The organism is Bradyrhizobium sp. USDA 3397 (assembly GCF_054060965.1).
On record NZ_JBSSDS010000001.1, the window covers coordinates 4,450,115 to 4,466,536 of the forward strand.

Sequence of the window (16,422 nt, forward strand, 5' to 3'; positions counted from 1 at the left end):
CGCTCCGAGCGCCAAGCGCAAGCTGCAATCCCTTCTGCGTGCGGTCGCGTTTTCGGGATGTTCCCATTGTGAAATGGAAAGCGGCGATCTAGCCTTCATGCAGCGCACGACGCATGCGGCTTGCACGCTTTCCTTGCGGCGGCTGCATCAATGATCGTCAAGCAAATGAAAAGGGAAACGCCATGAGCGGCAACATCAATCGCCAGATCCTGCTGGTGGAAAAGCCCAGCGGCAAGCTCGGTCCCGAACATTTCAGGATGGTCGAAGGCGCGATGCCGGAGCCGAAGGACGGCGAGGCCTTGCTGCGCGTACGCTACATCTCGCTCGACGCGGCCAACCGCGCCTGGATGCACGGCGCGACCTATCGTTCCGCCGTCGAAGCCAACAGCGTCATGGCCGGCGGCGCCATCGCCGAGGTCGTCAACTCGAAGGCAGCGGGGCTTGCGCCCGGCGACATCGTATTCGGCGACACCGGCTGGCAGGAATTTGCCGCCGTGCCGGCGAAGCATCTGACCAAAATGCCGAAGCTCGAGCCGATGACGCACCTGCTCAGCGTGTTCGGCATCGCCGGTCTCACCGCTTATTTCGGCCTGCTTGAGATCGGCAAGCCCAGGGAGGGCGAGACGGTCGTGGTCTCCGCAGCCGCAGGCTCGGTCGGCTCGATCGTCGGACAGATCGCCAAGATCAGGGGATGCCGCGTCGTCGGCATCGCCGGCGGCGCCGACAAGTGCAACTGGCTGACCTCCGAGCTCGGCTTCGATGCCGCCGTGGACTACAAGGACGGCGCGGTGTTCAAGGCGCTGCGCGCAGCGGCGCCGAAAGGCATCGACGTCTATTTCGACAATGTCGGCGGCGACATCCTCGAAGCCTGCCTGCCGCAGATGAACAACTACGGCCGCATCGCCTGTTGTGGCGCGATCTCGCAATATGACGGCGCGCCTGCCGCACATGGCCCGCGCGGCGTGCCCGGCCTGATCGTGGTGAAGCGGCTGACCATGCAGGGCTTCATCGTGATGGACTACATGAAGGACAGCGAGCGCGCGCTCGCCGATCTCCAGGCCTGGGTGAAATCCGGCAAGCTCAAGGTGCAGGAGGATATTCTCGACGGACTCGAGAACACGCCGAAAGCGCTGATCGGATTGCTTGCGGGCGAGAACCGAGGCAAGCGCATGGTCAAGCTCTGATCGCGCAATTGCGCCGACATTATTGACTTGCGGGTGACGCCAAAGCGGCGAATGATGCTGCATGCGAGGCGTCACTCGCGACAATTGCGATTGCACTACATTTTAGCGAATCGTCGGCGTTACCGACGGGGCAGGAAATCACCAGATGTTCAACACGTTGACGCATGCATCGACGCGCACGGCGTTGCTGGCGACGGCACTCTTCGCAACTGCAACAGGAGCGCTCGCGCAGACCGAGGCCCAGAAAAGCGCGATCCGGTCCGCATGCCGCTCGGACTTCATGGCGTACTGCTCGAGCGTGACGCCCGGCGGAGTGGAGGCGGTTCAATGCCTCGCCAAGAACATGTCGAGCCTGTCGTCGGGCTGCCAGGCTGCGGTTCGCGCGGTCGAACCGGCCGCCGCGCCGAAGACCGAAGCAGCGCCCGCCAAATCCGAGCCTGTCAAATCCGAACCGGCAAAAACGGAAGCGGCGCCCGCTGCCGCGCCAGCTTCCAAGCCGGGAGCGGCGGCGGCATCGAAGGCGGCAGCAGCAAAGCAGCCGAGCCCCGCGCAGGTTTCCGCGATCAAGAGCGCCTGCCGAAGCGATTATCCCAAGGTCTGCGCCAGCGTGCCGCCCGGCGGCGCGCCCGCGATCGAATGCCTGGAGAAGAACAAGGCGAAGGTGTCGGCCGGTTGCGCCAACGCCGTGAATGCGGCTTTCGGTGGCGGAGCGGCCGCGGCCACGCCCGCTTCGGGTGCTGCACCACCGGCCGCCGCGGCGCCTGCCGCGGCTCCGGCCGCCCTCGTGCTGCGGCCATTGCTGCCGCGCGAAGAGCTGTTCATCGTTCGGTCGGCTTGCGGCGCCGACATCCGCACGCTCTGCGCCGGCGTGGCGCCCGGTGGCGGCCGGATCATCCAATGCATTTCCAACCGGGCGGCATCGCTCTCGCCGGCCTGCAAGGAGGTGCTCGCGCCTTTCGCGGCGAGGTAAGATCGAGCGGGCTTAATTCGTCCGCGGCATGAATTGCGGTGCGTGACGCGAAGGTTTTCGCGTGCTGAGGCGTAAAACTAACCGACCCTTGTTTGAAAGGCCGCTACGACCACGACAAGCCCCGGGAGGACAACATGCGTTCATTGCTGCTCGTTGCTTCTGCGCTCTTCGCCTTCGCCGCCACCATGACCTTCGAGGCCACCGACGCCAATGCGGTGGTGTGCGCACGCGGCGTCGTTCGCGCCGGCTGCGTCGGACCGAACGCGGCCGTCGTCGTCCGCAAGCCAGTGCCGGCGGTCCGCTGCACCAGGGTTCTTGTGAACGGGGTCTATGTGAAGCGCTGCGTCTGACCCCTGGTGGCCAATCCGCCCCGGTTTGGCTATGATTCGCACCTGACGGTTTCGGACCCGCAAAACGCGTGTCCGGACACGTGCTTTGGCGTGCCGCGCGCTGCCGATAATTCCGCTGGCGCCGGACGCCGGAGCACATTAGTCTACCCCTAGATAGTAAGTATACTGTCAATTAGGGAGGCAGTCGTTGCGGATCGCCGTGATTGGCGGGGGGCCCGGCGGGCTCTACTTTGCCTATCTCTGGAAGAAGCGTCACCCCGAGGATCAGGTCGACCTGTTCGAACAGAACCCGGCCGACGCGACCTGGGGCTTTGGCGTCGTGTTCTCCGACCAAGCGCTGGAGTTCCTGCGCGCGGACGACCCCGAGACGGTCGATGCGATCGCCCCGCACATGGAGAGCTGGGAGAACATCACGCTGCACCTCCATGGCGACAGCGTCGCCATCGACGGCGTCGGCTTCTCATCGATCGGGCGGCTGGATCTGCTCAGATTCCTGCAGCAGCGCGCGCTCGATGTCGGCGTGACCCCGCGCTTCGACACGCAGATCCAGGCGATCGACCAGCTCAACGGCCACGATCTGATCGTCGCCGCCGACGGACTGAACTCGCTGGTGCGCCGCGCCTATGAGGGCGATTTCGGGACGTCGCTGTCCTACTCATCCAACAAGTTCGTCTGGTACGGCACCTCGAAACGCTTCGACACGCTGTCGCAGACCTTCGTGAAGACCGAGCGCGGCGCCTTCAACGCCCATCACTACCGCTATTCGCCGACCATGAGCACCTTCCTGGTCGAATGCGATTACGCCACCTGGCAGGCCTATGGGTTCGCCTACAAGGACGTCGAGCAGTCCAAGGGCGTCTGCGAGGAGGTGTTCGCCGACACGCTCGGCGGCCATTGCCTCGTCTCCAACAAATCGGTCTGGCGCAATTTTCCCTGGATCTGGAACGAGCACTGGTCGTTCAAGAACATGGTGCTGCTCGGCGACGCCCTGCATTCGGCACATTTCTCGATCGGCTCGGGCACGCGGCTCGCGATCGAGGACGCCATCGCCCTCGTCAAGGCGCTGGAGTCGGATGCGCACCTTGCGACCGCGCTGCATCGCTATCAGGCCGCGCGCAAGCCCATCGTGCAGAAGCTCGTCAACGCGGCGCGCACCAGTGCGTTCTGGTACGAACATTTCGCCGAGCACATGAAGCTTCCCCTGATGGACTTCGCCTACAGCTACATCACCCGCTCCGGCCGCATCGACGATTCCCGGCTGAGTGCGATGTCGCCGGCCTTCATGGCCCGCTATCAAGCGGCCAGGAATGGCGGGGACAATGGGGGAGGCGAGGCATGAGCAACGCGATTTTCGATCAGGTGCCCGCCGACAGCGAGGGCGCACGCGAGATCGGCTTTGCCGTCCCTGACATCTACAACGCCAGCCGCATCCTGTTCGAGAATCTCGCCAAGGGTCGCGGCCACAAGCGCGCGTTGATCGGCCCCGCGGGCACACGGACTTATGCCGAGCTCTGCGACGAGGCTTGCCGCTGGGGCAACGGCCTTGCGTCGCTCGGCCTGAAGCGCGGCGACCGCGTGCTGCTGTTCCTCGACGACACACCGGCCTATCCGGCCGCCTTCTTCGGCGCGGTGCGCGCCGGCTTCGTGCCGCTCTTGATCAACACGCTGACGCCGCCGGACCTCTTGCAATTCTACCTCGCCGATTCCGGCGCGACCGTCGCGGTGGCGGATGCAGAATTCGTAGCCCGCTTCAATGCCGAGGCTTGCAGGGAGACCAAGCTGCATACGCTGATCGTCGCCAATGGCGTGGCCGGCGAGCACGCGGCGCCGCAGGCGCTCGCGGTGGAGAACTGGCTCGCGCAATTCCCTGCCGAGCTGGCGGAAGCGCCGACACAGCGCGACGAAATGGCGTTCTGGATGTACTCCTCCGGCTCGACCGGACGGCCCAAGGGCATCGTGCACCTGCAGCACGACATGGCCTACACGGATGCCGCCTTTGCGCGGAGCGTACTGAAGCTGACGCCTGACGACATCTGCTTCTCGGTGCCAAAAATCTTCTTCGCCTACGGCTTCGGCAATTCCGTCACCTTCCCGTTCTCGGCCGGCGCCGCAACATTGCTGCTGCCGGGCCAGCCGAAGCCTACGTCGATCTTCGCGGCGATTGAGCAGTACAAGCCGACGGTCTTCTTCGGCCTGCCGACGCTGTACACCGCGCTGACCAAGGCCGACGGCTCGGACAAGACGGATTTCTCGTCGCTGCGCATGGCGCTCTCCGCCGCCGAGGTGCTCTCGGCCGAGGTCTTCAACGGCTGGAAGACGCTCACGGGGCTCGAAATCGTCGAAGGCCTCGGCTCGACCGAGGTGCTGCACATCTATCTCTCCAACCGGCCCGAGCAGAAGAAACTCGGCGCCGCGGGTCTGCGCGTTCCCGGCTACGAGGTCGCGCTGCGCGACAAGGACGGCCGCGACGTCGGCGACAACGAGGAAGGGATTCTGTGGGTGCGCGGCGATTCCAACACGCCGCTGTACTGGAATCGGCCGGACAAATCCGCCGAGACGATCCGCGAGGGCGGCTGGATCTACACCGGTGATCGCTTCGTGCGGGATGCCGACGGCTTCCACTTCTTCCGTGGCCGCGCCGACGATCTCATCAAGATCTCCGGCCAGTGGGTCTACCCGCTCGAGGTCGAGCTGTGCCTCGCCGATCACCCCGACATCCGCGAATGCGCGGTGTTCGCCGCCGAGCTGCCGGACCGTCGCATGACGCTGAAGGCGGTGGTGGTGATGAACAACCGCGCGGTCGACCAGAGTGAGGCGGCGCGCAGGCTGCAGGACTATGTCAAGAGCAGGCTGCTGCCGTACAAATATCCGCGCGAGGTGATCTTCATCGACGAACTCCCGAAGACCGGCACGGGGAAGATCGATCGGCAGGCGTTGCTGCGGATGTGAGGCGAGGACGGAGTTCCGCGCACCGCGATCGTAGGGTGGGCAAAGCGGAGCGTGCCCACCATTCCCCAATAGGAGAGAGATCGTGGGCACGGCGCTTCGCGCCTTTGCCCACCCTACGAGATCGCGCTCTGGGCTGGCCGGGGCGCCCCCTCACGCACCGTTCCCCAGATGCTCCAGCGCGTCCTCCGCGCGCAGCGGCACGCGGGAGGCTTCGTTGTTGAGATCAACCAGCTGCGCCAGCAGCCCCATCAGCGCCTTGCGATCGGCGGGCTTGAGCGGCTCCAGCATCCGGGCCTGTGCGCGCTCGACGGCGGGGATGATCTCGCGCAGGATCGCAGCGCCCGACTTGGTCAGATAGAGCAGCTTGATCCGCTTGTCCTCGGGTGCCGGCTTGCGCTCGATATAGGCCTTGGCCTGCAGACGTTCGATCACGCTGCCGAGCGTCGAGCGGTCGAAGGCGATCACCGCCGACAGCCGCGTCGCGTCGATGCCCGGATGGGTGTGGATTGCGACCAGCGCGGCATATTGCACCGGCGTGAGATCAAACGCCTTGCACTCCTCCATGAAGATCGAGACCGCGATCTGCTGCATGCGCCGGAACAGATAGCCCGGCGCGGCATAGACCGCGTCGATCGTGATCGGAGGGGGCGGCTTACTCGGCATCGGGCTGCTTCTCCGGCGCGGCATCGGCAAATGCCGGCAGCGCCTTGGCGGCGGCCTCGGCCTGGAGCAGGCGCGGATAGGCGGAGACGTCGACGCCGAAGCGGCGGGCATTGCCGAGCTGCGGCACGAGGCAGAGATCGGCCAGCGTCGGCGCATCGCCGAAGCAGAATGGGCCCTTCTCGTCCTTGATCAGCATCTCACAGGCCGACAGGCCCTCGCGGTTGACCCAGGCGGCCCAGTCCTGGACCTTCTCTTCGGGCAGACCCAGCTCACGCAGCCGCGCCAGCACTTTCAGGTTCTGCACCGGATGGGTGTCGCAGGCGATCGCTAGCGCAAACGCCCGCACCCTGGCGCGGCGCAGCGGATCCTTCGGCAGCAGCGGCGGATTGGGATGGGTCTCGTCGAGCCATTCGATGATGGCCACCGATTGCGTCAGCACGCCACCCGCATCGTCCTCCAGCGCCGGCACCAGGCCCTGCGGGTTGATGGCGAGATAGCCGGGGGCGCATTGCTCGCCCTTGCGCAGATGATGCGGCAGATGCTCGGCGCCGAGCCCCTTCAGGTTCAGCGCGATCCGCACGCGATAGGCGGCGCTGGAGCGGAAATAGCCGTGCAGCTTCATTGAGAGCCTCCCTGCTTTTGTCATTCCGGGGCGACGCGCCAGCGTCGAGCCCGGAATGACACGACCTTTGTGTGTCGTTCGTCAAGTTGACGCTATATAGATTGTCAGTATACTGTCAATCAACAATGAACGGGAGGCTCATTCATGGAAGCCGTGACCAAGACGCCGGAACGCGAGGCGTTCTACCGGAAGATCGACGGCGAGAATCTCACCGCGCTGTGGACGGTGATGAGCGACCTGATCACGCCGGAGCCGAAAAGCGCGTGCCGGCCTCACCTCTGGAAGTTCGACGTTATCCGCGATTACATGACGGAGGCCGGCAAGCTCATTACCGCCAAGGAAGCCGAGCGGCGCGTGCTGGTGCTGGAGAACCCGGGGCTGCGCGGGCAATCCAAGATCACGACCTCCCTCTATGCCGGCGTGCAGATGGTGGTGCCCGGCGACGTCGCGCCTGCGCACCGGCACAGCCAGTCGGCGCTGCGCTTCGTGCTCGAAGGCAGGGGCGCCCACACCGCGGTGGACGGCGAGCGCACCGCGATGGAGCCCGGCGACTTCATCATCACGCCCTCGATGACCTGGCACGATCATTCCAACGAGACCGACCAGCCGATGTTCTGGCTCGACGGCCTCGACATCCCCCTGGTGCAGTTCTTCGACTGCTCCTTTGCCGAAGGCGCGAACGAAGACCAGCAGAAGATCACAAAGCCTGCCGGCGACAGCTTTGCCCGCTACGGCCACAACCTCCTGCCCGTCGATGTGAAGCGGAGCTCGAAGACGTCGCCCATCTTCAGCTATCCCTATGCCTACACCCGCGAGGCGCTGGAGAAGGCCAGGACGAGCCAGGAATGGGACGCCTGCCACGGCCTCAAGCTGAAGTTCAGCAACCCCGAGACCGGCGATTTCGCAATGCCGACCATCGGCACCTTCATCCAGCTGCTGCCCAAGGGTTTTAAGACCACGCGCTATCGTTCGACGGACGCCACCGTGTTCTGCCCGATCGAAGGACGCGGTCGCAGCCGCATCGGCGATACCGTGTTCGAATGGGGCCCGCGCGATCTGTTCGTGGTGCCGAGCTGGCACTGGGTGACACACGAGGCGGATGAGGACGCCGTGCTGTTCAGCTTCTCGGATCGGCCGGTGCAGCAGAAGCTGGATCTGTTCAGGGAAGATCGTGGGAACGCGTGACGGTCGCCGGTCTCGTAGGGTGGGCAAAGGCGCCCTTGCGCCGTGCCCACGTCTTCGCGACTCATGAAGGAATGGTAGGCACGCTTCGCTTTGCCCACCCTACGGCGCCGGTGATCGTATCTAGCGCCAGTGCAACAGCCGCATCTCCAGCCAGCCGATCACCTTCCCCACGACGAGGCCGAACACCGACAGGATCACGACGCCCGCGAGCAGCTGATCGGTCTGCATCAGGTTGCCCGCTTGCAGCACGAAGGCACCGATGCCGTATTGGGCGCCGATCATCTCGGCGCTGACGACCAGCAGCAGCGCGACGGAGGCGGTGATGCGGAAGCCCGCGAGGATCGCCGGCAGCGCGCCGGGCCAGATCACCTTGCGCACGATGGTGGCGAACGGAACGTTGAAGCTCTGCGCCATGCGGATAAGGTTGCGCGGCACCGCATCGACACCGCTATAGACCGAGATCGCGGTCGAGAAGAACACCCCTAACGCAATGGTCGCGATCTTCGGCTCTTCGCCGATGCCGAGCCAGAGAATCAGCAGCGGCAGCAGCGCGATCTTCGGGATCGGAAACAGCGCCGAGATGAAGGTGATGCCGACGCTGCGCGCGAGACGCGACAGGCCGATGGCGAAGCCGACGGCGATTCCGGCCGCCGTTCCCAACAGCCAGCCGACGCCGATCCGCAGCAGCGAAGCCGAAACATGCTGCCAGAGTGCGCCGGAAACGGCGAGCTGATAGATCGCGCGAACAATTGCGGAAGGAGTCGGCAGAAACAGCGCATTGACGAGGCCGGCGCTGCCGGCGGCCTGCCAGATCGCGATAAGCAGGCCGAGCGCGATCCAGCCGCCATACCGGCTCGACGCGGGCACGAAGCCCGCGCCGCGAAAGTGGACGCGCCGCGTCGCTTCGTTCTTGGCCGCCATGTCCGTTGCCGCGCGATCAAGCATGCTGGACCTCGCGCTCGGCATCGATCGCCTCGTTGCGGATCAGCGACCAGATCTGGTTCTGCAGGGCCAGCAGTTGTTCGCGGGCCCCCGCTTCGCCGCGGGCCGCGCGCGTCATCGGCACGGTGACGACCTCGCGGATACGACCGGGCCGGCGTGACAGCACCACGATGCGATCGGCAAGCCGCGCGGCCTCTTCGAGATTGTGGGTGACGTAGACCGCGCCCATGCCGCCATCGGCGAGCAGGCGGATGAAATCCTCCAGCAGCAGCTCGCGGGTCTGCGAATCCAGCGCCGAGAGCGGCTCGTCCATCAAGAGGATCGCGGGCTTCACCGCGAGCGCGCGCGAGATGCCGACGCGCTGGCGCATGCCGCCCGAGAGCTGCTTTGGATAGGTCTGGCGAAAATCGGTGAGGCCGGTGCGGCGCAGCGCATCCTCGACCAGCGCGCGGCGCTGCGCGGCCGAGAGCTTTGTGTGCAGCAGCGGGAATTCAACATTCTCCTCCACCGTCGCCCAGGGCAGCAGCGCAAAGTCCTGGAACACGAAAGTCAGCGGATTGAGGCTATCCGCCGGCGGCGCGCCGCGCAGCTCCGGCGCGCCGGAGGTCGGCTGCAGCAGTCCGCCGAGGATCGACAGCAGCGTGCTCTTGCCGCAGCCGGAGGGTCCGACGATCGCCACCACCTCGCCCGCCCCGACGGTGAACGAGACGTCGTCGAGCACGGCGAGATCGCCGAAGCGATGGGTGATGTGGCTGGCGATCAGGTCCATGCGGCGCACCGTTTCTGCTCGGGCTGTGCGCGCTCTTCACCCTCCCCTGGAGGGGGAGCATCGGTTTGCATGCAGCGAAGCGAAATGCAAACCGGGGTGGGGTGATAGTCTATCGGCGCGGATGCTGGCAATTCCTGCCCCCGAACTTCCCGCGAATGGTCGGAGCAAACGACAGATAGACCACCGCCGTGGCTCACCCCACCCCGCTCGCTCGGGACGATGCTGCGCATCGCCGGTGCGATCGACCCTCCCCCTCCAGGGGAGGGTGGCAGATCGCCTGCCGCGGGAGTTTGCACAATCAGCATCAATCCGCCTTCACATAGTCCTTCGCGATGATCGCTTCCGCATCAAAGCCCTTGTCGACGAAGCCCTGCTCCTGCAGCCATTTGATCTGGTTGTCGACGTTCTTCACGTCGAGCTTGCCGTCGGGATCGATATAGGCGCAGTTGCCGACCACCTGCTCGACCGGCAGGTTGGTGTACTTTGCGATGATCTCCAGGAGCGGCCTGGTCTTGTCGTTGATCGGGGCAACACCGTCTTTCATCGCTGTGAGGATGACGTCGTGATATTCGCGGTCGGCTTTCGCGAGCACGCCGAGGAATTTCGTCACCAGCGCCTTGTTGGCCAGCGTCTTCGGCGCGGCGAATACCGCGCCCAGCTGCCACGGCGTCTCGTCACCGACCCAGCCCAGGAATTTCGCGCCGCCCTCGTCCATCAGCTTTCGTGCGGTCGAGATCGGCAGCAACGCGGCATCGACGGTCTCGCCCTTGAGCGCAGCGGCGGCATTCGACAGCGATTGCAGCGGCACGATTTTCACGTCCGCGAGCTTGAAGCCGTATTTGTCGGCGAGCAGGCCGAGCGAATAATGGAAGCTCGATCCGACCTGCGTCATCGCCACGCGCTTGCCCGCAAGGTCCTTCGGCGTCTTCAAGCCGCTCGCATAGGCATTGTTGCTGGCGAAATAGCCGATCAGGGGATAGCCCGGCTTCTCGCGGCTCATGCCGCCGATCACCTTCAGCACCCCCTTGCCGCCGAGATTGTAGAGCCCGGCGGTGAAAGCGGTGACGCCGAAATCGACGTCGCCCGAGGTGGTGGCGACCGCAATCGGCTGCGCTGCATCGAAGAACTTCAGCTCGACCTCCAGGCCGGCCTCACGGAAATAGCCCTTGTCCAGCGCGATGAAGACCGGCGCCGACGAGGACAGGCGGAGCACGCCGACCTTGGCTTTCAGCGCATCCTCGGCCCGTGCCATGCCCATAGCCATGATCGCCATCAGGCCCGCTACCGCGAGCCGCGCAATCCCGATCATCCCGTTTCCTCCGCTTTGTCTTGCAGTGCGTTACACGCCTTCGGGCACCGCCTGGTCCCCTCCGATGAAGGCGCCCTGTTGTTTCAACGTTTCCTGCAACTTTTCAATGGGGATTTCGCGTGGAATCCGGTTTCCGGACAGCGCCAGCGCGGCGGCGGAACCGGCGGCCTCACCCATCGCGAAGCAGGCACCGGAGACCCGCGCGGCCGACTGGCCCTCGTGGGTCATCGAGGCACAGCGACCGGCGACCAGGAGGTTGTCGACGCCCTCAGGGACCAGCATCCGGTAAGGCAGCTCATTATAGCCGCGCGATTCCGGGATCGGCGGGAAGGTGAAGACGACGTCGCCGGGCACATGGGCCTCGATCGGCCAGCCGTTGACGCCGATGGAATCCGCGAACGAGGCACAGCCGAGCACGTCCTCACCGCTGAGCTGGTAGCCACCCTTGATGCGGCGTGTCTCGCGGATGCCGAGCTGTGGCGGCAGGTCGACGATGTAGGATTTCTCGAAACCCGGCACCGCGCTGCGCAGGAATTCGTACGCGGCGAGCGCCTGCTTGCGGCCCTCGATCTCACCGCGGGTGAGATCGTCGGGCTCGATGCCGTTGATGGCGTGGCCGTCCTCGCGCGCGACCTGGGTGAAGTTTACCCGCCATTCGATGCCGGATTTCTGTGGCCGCACGATCGCGCTTTTGCGCGGGAATGTGTGGGTGCCGGCCGCGGAGGCCTTTTCCATCAATTGCGGAATGGTGCGCCAGGCATCGCCGGCCTTCTCAGGGTCGATGCCGTTGAGACGGAGCATCATCGAGGGGTAGAGCGGATGGCCGTGCGCGTCGCCGATCTCGAACGGCGCGCCGGCCCACACGGCAAGATCGCCGTCGCCGGAGCAGTCGATGAAGATCTCCGCGCGCACCGCCTGCCGGCCGGCCTTGGTCTCGACCAGCATCGCGTCGATGCGGCGCTCCTCGGCCATGACGACGCCGGCGCCGAGCGCGTGGAACAGCATATTCACCTTGTGGCTGGCGAGCAGCTCGTCGGCCGCGATCTTGTAGGCGGCGGTGTCATAGGCCTGGGCAAAAACCTTGCCGAGGATCAGATGCGGCGCATTGAGGCCGTTCAAGCGATCGATCCGCGCCAGCAGCTCCGACGCCAGACCCTGCACAAGCCGCCGGTGCTCGCCATGGACATTGCCGTGGAGGCCGCAGAAATTGGTAACGCCGGCCGCAGTGCCCATGCCGCCGAGAAAGCCGTAGCGCTCGATCAACAGCGTCTTCCGCCCCGCACGCGCCGCTGCGGCTGCCGCCACGATGCCGGCCGGGCCGCCGCCGAGCACGACGACTTCATATTCGCCATAGAGTGGCACTTTGCGCGCCGGTTCGTCGATCGTCGTAGCCCGCATGGCGCGTTCCTTCCCGGAATCTGGTTCGAACTGGATCACGACTTAGCCGGCGGTCCTCATGCCCGCAAGATCGCGGTTGCTCGCTAACGGTGGACCTGAGACAAGTGCAGGCATGGATTCGATCATCGCCAGATACTGCTTCGCCGCTTCTATCGCCCTCGCGATCTCGGCCGTTCCCGCCTCGGCCGTGGAGCAAAACTGCCGCTTCATCCCCGCCAAGCCCGATCGCGAGGCCTGCTACAAGCGGCAGGAGGAGGAGCTAGCCGCGAAGCGCAAGCCTGCACCTGCGGTCGACGACGGCAAAGCGCTCGAAACGCTGCGCCAATTGCGACAGGATGATGATGCCGTCTATCGCAGCATCAACAACATCTGCCGCGGCTGCTGACCACGAGCACTGCAATTTGGGCGGTCACAGGACTCTGCTGGCAGCAGCGTGCGAGCCGCGCGACTGGGCGACAAGAGCGCCGATATAGTCTTCGAGTGTCGTCTCGCCGCGTTCGAACGGCTCCGACATGGCAAAGCCGCTGTCGACGCTGACCGCGGTCATTCGCGCATAAGACTCCGCCGCCGCGGCGGAGAAGCCGAGCTTTCCATAAGCCGCGATCCATTGATCGCGCGGGATGACCTCGACCTTCACCTGATGGCCGAGCACGGCCGCGAAGGCATCCGCGACATCCCGCGGCGAATACCGCTCGGGTCCTTCGACATGATGCACGTCCTGATCGCGGGGCAGCTCCAACAAATGGCGCGCGGCCGCCTTGCCAAGATCGGGGGGCGCGACCATTGGGATCTTCATGTCTGCGGGCAGCATGGTCGGCAACATGCCGCACTTCGCCGCATCGAGCAGTTGGTCCCAGTTGCTCATGTAGTAGGCGCCTCGCTGGATGGTCGCTGGTATCGGTTGGGCGGCAAGCGCCTGCTCGAAATGATAGAGAACATTGAGATCGCCGCAGCGCTCTCCCGGCTGGGCGCCATAGGTAGATGCGGCGACGACCTTTTCGAGCCCGGATCCTTCGAGCGCCGCCACGATGCTCCTGACGGTCGCATGCTCCTCACGATCGGTGTCGGTGGAGATGTCGGCGTTCGGATTGAGCAGGAAAGCGCGCTTGCCCGTTCTGAACACCGCGCGCAAGCCGTCGGTGTCGCGCACATCGACAACCGCGGTCTGCGCACCGCGACTGCGCCAATCGGCCTCGTTGTTGTTGCTGTGAAGCACGGCTGTAACCGGTCGCCCCGCATTCAGCAACCTCGACGCGACGGCCGATCCGATACGCCCGTTTGCCCCAACCACAATGAACATCGGCGCGCTCCATAAGGCTGAATCGGGTAAATCTTCTGCCCCGTCCGCAGTTCCGCGCGATACCCCCATAGCCCACTTTTTCGAGCCGCACCTCGTCGCATCCCTCAGCTTTTGTCGGCGCCCCACCTCGCTGCCCGTTTCTCGGCGAATGACGCCAGTCCCTCCGCTGCCTCGGCGCTCTGGCGCTTGAGCGAGTGCAATTGCACGAGCCGGGTGTAAGCGTCATCGTCCACGGCCATGCCGCCGAACGAGCTCTCCAGCGCAAGACGCTTGGTCTCGGCCGTGGCCTCCGGTCCGTTGGCGAGCAGCTGCTCGACCACCTTGGCGCCTGCGGCCTCGAGATCGGCGAGCGGCACCACCTCGTGGACGAGGCCGATGCGCCGGGCGTCTTCGGCGCCGAAGCGTTCGCCGGTCAGCGCGTAGCGGCGGACTTGCCGTACACTAATGGCATCGCAGAGCTGCGGGATGATGATCGCGGCGGTCAGCCCCCAGCGCACCTCGGTGATCGAGAACAGGGCGTTGTCGGCGGCAATCACGACATCGCAGGCCGCGATGACGCCGGTACCGCCCCCGAAACAGCCGCCCTGCACCAGCGCGACGGTGGGGATCGGCAAAGTGTTGAGCCGCTGCACGGCTTCGAACGTCGCGCGCGAGGCCGCCTCGTTTGCCTCGCGCGATTGCGGACGCACACTGTTAATCCATTTGAGGTCGGCACCGGCCTGGAAGTGCTTGCCGTTGCCCCGGAGCACGACGACGCGCAAATTGGGCTTGCTGCCGAGGTCGTCCATGGCCGCGAGCACGCCTGAGATCAGCGCGCCGTCATAGGCGTTGTTGACCTCCGGCCGGTTCAACGTGACGGTCGCAACCCCGCGTTCATCGAGGCTCCACAGGACGGGGCTGGCAGTCATCGGCGGTCCTCCGGTTGTTTGCCGCACACTATGGCTGAGCGCGCCTGCCCTGATCCATATCTTTCCGGCGTAGGGTGGCCGCGTCCATCGCATGGCGGCTTGTGTCATGCTGGCTGCGGGCGACACCACGGGATGGATACGGGATATCAATATGCGCATCTGCATTTTCGGCGCAGGCGCCGTCGGCAGCCACATTGCGGTACGGCTGGCGCGCGCCGGCCATGAGGTCAGTTGCGTGATGCGGGGGGCGCATCTGGAGGCAGCCCGCGCGGGTGGCCTCAAGCTGCGCGTCGGCGATTCCGAGGTCGGCGCCAAGGTGAACGCGTCAGGCGATCCGGCCCAGCTCGGGCCGCAGGACGTCGTGATCTCGACCTTGAAGGCGACCGCGCTTCAGGGGCTGGTTTCCAGCATCAAGCCGCTGCTCCAGGACGACACTGCGATCGTGTTCGCTCAAAACGGCATTCCCTGGTGGTACGGCATCGGCCTGCCTCCGCGGCACCCGGCACCGCCGGACATTTCATTCCTCGATCCCGGCGGCCGCCTGCGCGCCTGCATCCCGAAGGAACGGATCGTCGGCGGCGTGATCTTCTCCTCCAACGAGGTGATCGCGCCCGGCGTGGTGCAGAACCTGACCCCGGACCGCAACCGCCTCCTGATCGGCGAGTGCGACGACCGCAATTGCGAGCGGATCACGAAACTGCGCGGCGTCTTCAACGACGCGCGGCTGGAATCGCCGCCGGTCGCCGAGATCCGCGAGGCGATCTGGTCAAAGCTGCTGACCAACATGTCTCTGTCGGTGCTGTGCCTGCTCACCGGCCAGACCGCGCGCGGCGTGCGCGACGATCCCGCCTTCACGGAGGTGATTCCGCGCATGCTGAACGAGGCCAACGAGATCGCTCAATATTTCATTCCCGAGGTGAAGCGTGTCAGCCGCAGCGGCCCCGCCCCCAACCACAAGCCGTCGCTGCTGCAGGATTACGAGCTCGGCCGCGCCATGGAGATCGACGTGCTGGTGAAGGCGCCCCAGGCCTTCGCGCGCACCGCCGGCCTGTCGACGCCGACGCTCGACCTGATCGCCGCCCTCGCGATTCAGAAGGCACGCGACAAGGGGCTTTATTCCGCGTGAGCCTCAGAGCGCATCGATCCAGGCCCCGAGCGTGTCCAGAACCTCGCCGAGCGCCTCGTCATTGGTCCGGCCGGACTTCTTGAGCACCGCAAACGAATGGTCGCCGCCTGCGACCTCATGCAGCGTCGCCTTACGCCCGAGCCGCTCGATGACGGGCTCGAGATGGGCAAGATCGGCAAGCTCGTCGCGTGTGCCTTGCAGGAACAGCATGGGAATCGCGATTGCAGCGAGGTGCTCGGCGCGCTCGCTCGACGGCTTCTTGGCAGCATGGAGGGGAAAGCCGAGGAAGGCCAGCCCTTTGACATCGGGGAGCGGCGACTTCGACTGCGCCTGCGAGGTCATGCGGCCTCCGAACGATTTTCCGCCGGCAACGAGCTTCAGCCCGGGGCAGAGCCGCGCTGCCTCCGTGACCGCGGCACGGACGCTCGCGTGGGCGATTGCTGGCGGGTCGGGACGCCCCTTCTTCGCTTCCATGTAAGGAAAATTGAAGCGGAACGTCGCAATGCCGCGCTGGGCAAGGCCGGCTGCAACCTTCTCCATGAAGGAATGCCGCATATCAGCCCCGGCGCCGTGCGCCAGGACGTAGCAGGCGCGCGCGTGGGTCGGCTGCGTCAGGATCGCCGAGACCGTGCCGATGCGCTCGATGTCAAACTTGAGCTCTGTCGTCTTGCCCGTCATGACCGCCTCGATTTGCATCTAAAGCGCCATGAGATCTGGATGAACGTCATCGCGCTTTAGGTTGTTGTT

The 16,422-nt window shown here is 65.3% G+C and carries 17 protein-coding genes; 8 read left to right on the plus strand and 9 right to left on the minus strand.

Going from position 1 to position 16,422, the window contains the following annotated elements; translation table 11 throughout:
• Nucleotides 1–182: 182 nt before the first annotated feature.
• From ACVWYQ_RS20530 to ACVWYQ_RS20550, 5 genes are all read left to right on the plus strand, one after another.
• Nucleotides 183–1,184, plus strand: coding sequence for an NADP-dependent oxidoreductase (locus ACVWYQ_RS20530; RefSeq protein WP_404544438.1), 1,002 nt, complete (start codon nt 183–185; stop codon nt 1,182–1,184).
• A 145-nt stretch (nt 1,185–1,329) separates the two neighbouring features.
• The gene (locus tag ACVWYQ_RS20535) at nt 1,330–2,154 is read left to right on the plus strand and encodes a cysteine rich repeat-containing protein (RefSeq protein WP_404544440.1); all 825 of its coding nucleotides are present in this window, start codon (nt 1,330–1,332) and stop codon (nt 2,152–2,154) included.
• 134 nt (nt 2,155–2,288) lie between these two features.
• The gene (locus tag ACVWYQ_RS20540; RefSeq protein WP_128265055.1) at nt 2,289–2,504 is read left to right on the plus strand and encodes a hypothetical protein; all 216 of its coding nucleotides are present in this window, start codon (nt 2,289–2,291) and stop codon (nt 2,502–2,504) included.
• Nucleotides 2,505–2,691: 187 nt separating this feature from the next.
• Nucleotides 2,692–3,843, plus strand: coding sequence for an FAD-dependent monooxygenase (locus tag ACVWYQ_RS20545; protein WP_404544442.1), 1,152 nt, complete (start codon nt 2,692–2,694; stop codon nt 3,841–3,843).
• Entirely contained in the window at nt 3,840–5,453 is a 1,614-nt protein-coding gene (locus ACVWYQ_RS20550; protein ID WP_404544445.1) for a benzoate-CoA ligase family protein, read from the plus strand. The genes ACVWYQ_RS20545 and ACVWYQ_RS20550 overlap by 4 nt, the downstream gene beginning before the upstream one ends.
• A 150-nt stretch (nt 5,454–5,603) precedes the next feature.
• Here ACVWYQ_RS20550 and ACVWYQ_RS20555 read toward each other — a convergent pair whose 3' ends face one another.
• Both ACVWYQ_RS20555 and maiA read right to left on the minus strand, forming a co-directional pair.
• The gene (locus ACVWYQ_RS20555; protein ID WP_404544447.1) at nt 5,604–6,116 is read right to left on the minus strand and encodes a MarR family winged helix-turn-helix transcriptional regulator; all 513 of its coding nucleotides are present in this window, start codon (nt 6,114–6,116) and stop codon (nt 5,604–5,606) included.
• Nucleotides 6,106–6,738, minus strand: coding sequence for a maleylacetoacetate isomerase (gene maiA / locus ACVWYQ_RS20560; RefSeq protein WP_157285820.1), 633 nt, complete (start codon nt 6,736–6,738; stop codon nt 6,106–6,108). Before maiA ends, ACVWYQ_RS20555 begins: the two co-directional genes overlap by 11 nt.
• A gap of 144 nt (nt 6,739–6,882) precedes the next feature.
• Between maiA and gtdA the strand changes: the two genes are divergently transcribed.
• Nucleotides 6,883–7,923, plus strand: a complete 1,041-nt coding sequence (gene gtdA / locus ACVWYQ_RS20565; protein ID WP_271539625.1) for a gentisate 1,2-dioxygenase — start codon at nt 6,883–6,885, stop codon at nt 7,921–7,923.
• A gap of 120 nt (nt 7,924–8,043) precedes the next feature.
• Here the strand turns inward: gtdA and ACVWYQ_RS20570 are convergent, their stop codons facing one another.
• The 4 genes from ACVWYQ_RS20570 to ACVWYQ_RS20585 all read right to left on the minus strand — a co-directional run bounded on the left by ACVWYQ_RS20570 (nt 8,044) and on the right by ACVWYQ_RS20585 (nt 12,341).
• The gene (locus ACVWYQ_RS20570) at nt 8,044–8,868 is read right to left on the minus strand and encodes an ABC transporter permease (protein ID WP_275507794.1); all 825 of its coding nucleotides are present in this window, start codon (nt 8,866–8,868) and stop codon (nt 8,044–8,046) included.
• Nucleotides 8,861–9,634 (minus strand): ABC transporter ATP-binding protein, encoded by a 774-nt coding sequence (locus ACVWYQ_RS20575; protein ID WP_157285817.1) that lies wholly within the window; start codon nt 9,632–9,634, stop codon nt 8,861–8,863. The genes ACVWYQ_RS20570 and ACVWYQ_RS20575 overlap by 8 nt, the downstream gene beginning before the upstream one ends.
• A gap of 304 nt (nt 9,635–9,938) precedes the next feature.
• Nucleotides 9,939–10,943 carry an ABC transporter substrate-binding protein gene (locus ACVWYQ_RS20580; RefSeq protein ID WP_404544451.1) on the minus strand — a complete coding sequence of 335 codons (1,005 nt, stop codon included), beginning with the start codon at nt 10,941–10,943 and terminating at the stop codon, nt 9,939–9,941.
• Between the two features lie 30 nt (nt 10,944–10,973).
• Complete coding sequence (locus ACVWYQ_RS20585; RefSeq protein ID WP_404544453.1) at nt 10,974–12,341, minus strand: FAD-dependent oxidoreductase; 1,368 nt, start codon at nt 12,339–12,341, stop codon at nt 10,974–10,976.
• Nucleotides 12,342–12,453: 112 nt separating this feature from the next.
• Here ACVWYQ_RS20585 and ACVWYQ_RS20590 point away from each other — a divergent pair, with 112 nt between their 5' ends.
• Nucleotides 12,454–12,726: a hypothetical protein gene (locus tag ACVWYQ_RS20590; RefSeq protein WP_404544456.1), complete on the plus strand. Its 273-nt coding sequence runs from the start codon at nt 12,454–12,456 to the stop codon at nt 12,724–12,726.
• Nucleotides 12,727–12,750: 24 nt separating this feature from the next.
• Here ACVWYQ_RS20590 and ACVWYQ_RS20595 read toward each other — a convergent pair whose 3' ends face one another.
• Together ACVWYQ_RS20595 and ACVWYQ_RS20600 are read right to left on the minus strand one after the other, a co-directional pair.
• Nucleotides 12,751–13,641 (minus strand): NmrA family NAD(P)-binding protein, encoded by an 891-nt coding sequence (locus ACVWYQ_RS20595; protein ID WP_271539654.1) that lies wholly within the window; start codon nt 13,639–13,641, stop codon nt 12,751–12,753.
• A gap of 104 nt (nt 13,642–13,745) precedes the next feature.
• The gene (locus ACVWYQ_RS20600; RefSeq protein WP_404544458.1) at nt 13,746–14,549 is read right to left on the minus strand and encodes an enoyl-CoA hydratase-related protein; all 804 of its coding nucleotides are present in this window, start codon (nt 14,547–14,549) and stop codon (nt 13,746–13,748) included.
• A gap of 151 nt (nt 14,550–14,700) precedes the next feature.
• Between ACVWYQ_RS20600 and ACVWYQ_RS20605 the strand changes: the two genes are divergently transcribed.
• On the plus strand, nt 14,701–15,675 hold the full coding sequence (locus ACVWYQ_RS20605; RefSeq protein ID WP_404544460.1) for a ketopantoate reductase family protein: 975 nt from the start codon (nt 14,701–14,703) through the stop codon (nt 15,673–15,675).
• Nucleotides 15,676–15,678: 3 nt separating this feature from the next.
• Here the strand turns inward: ACVWYQ_RS20605 and ACVWYQ_RS20610 are convergent, their stop codons facing one another.
• Nucleotides 15,679–16,353: an alpha/beta hydrolase family protein gene (locus tag ACVWYQ_RS20610; protein WP_404544462.1), complete on the minus strand. Its 675-nt coding sequence runs from the start codon at nt 16,351–16,353 to the stop codon at nt 15,679–15,681.
• Nucleotides 16,354–16,422: the final 69 nt, after the last annotated feature.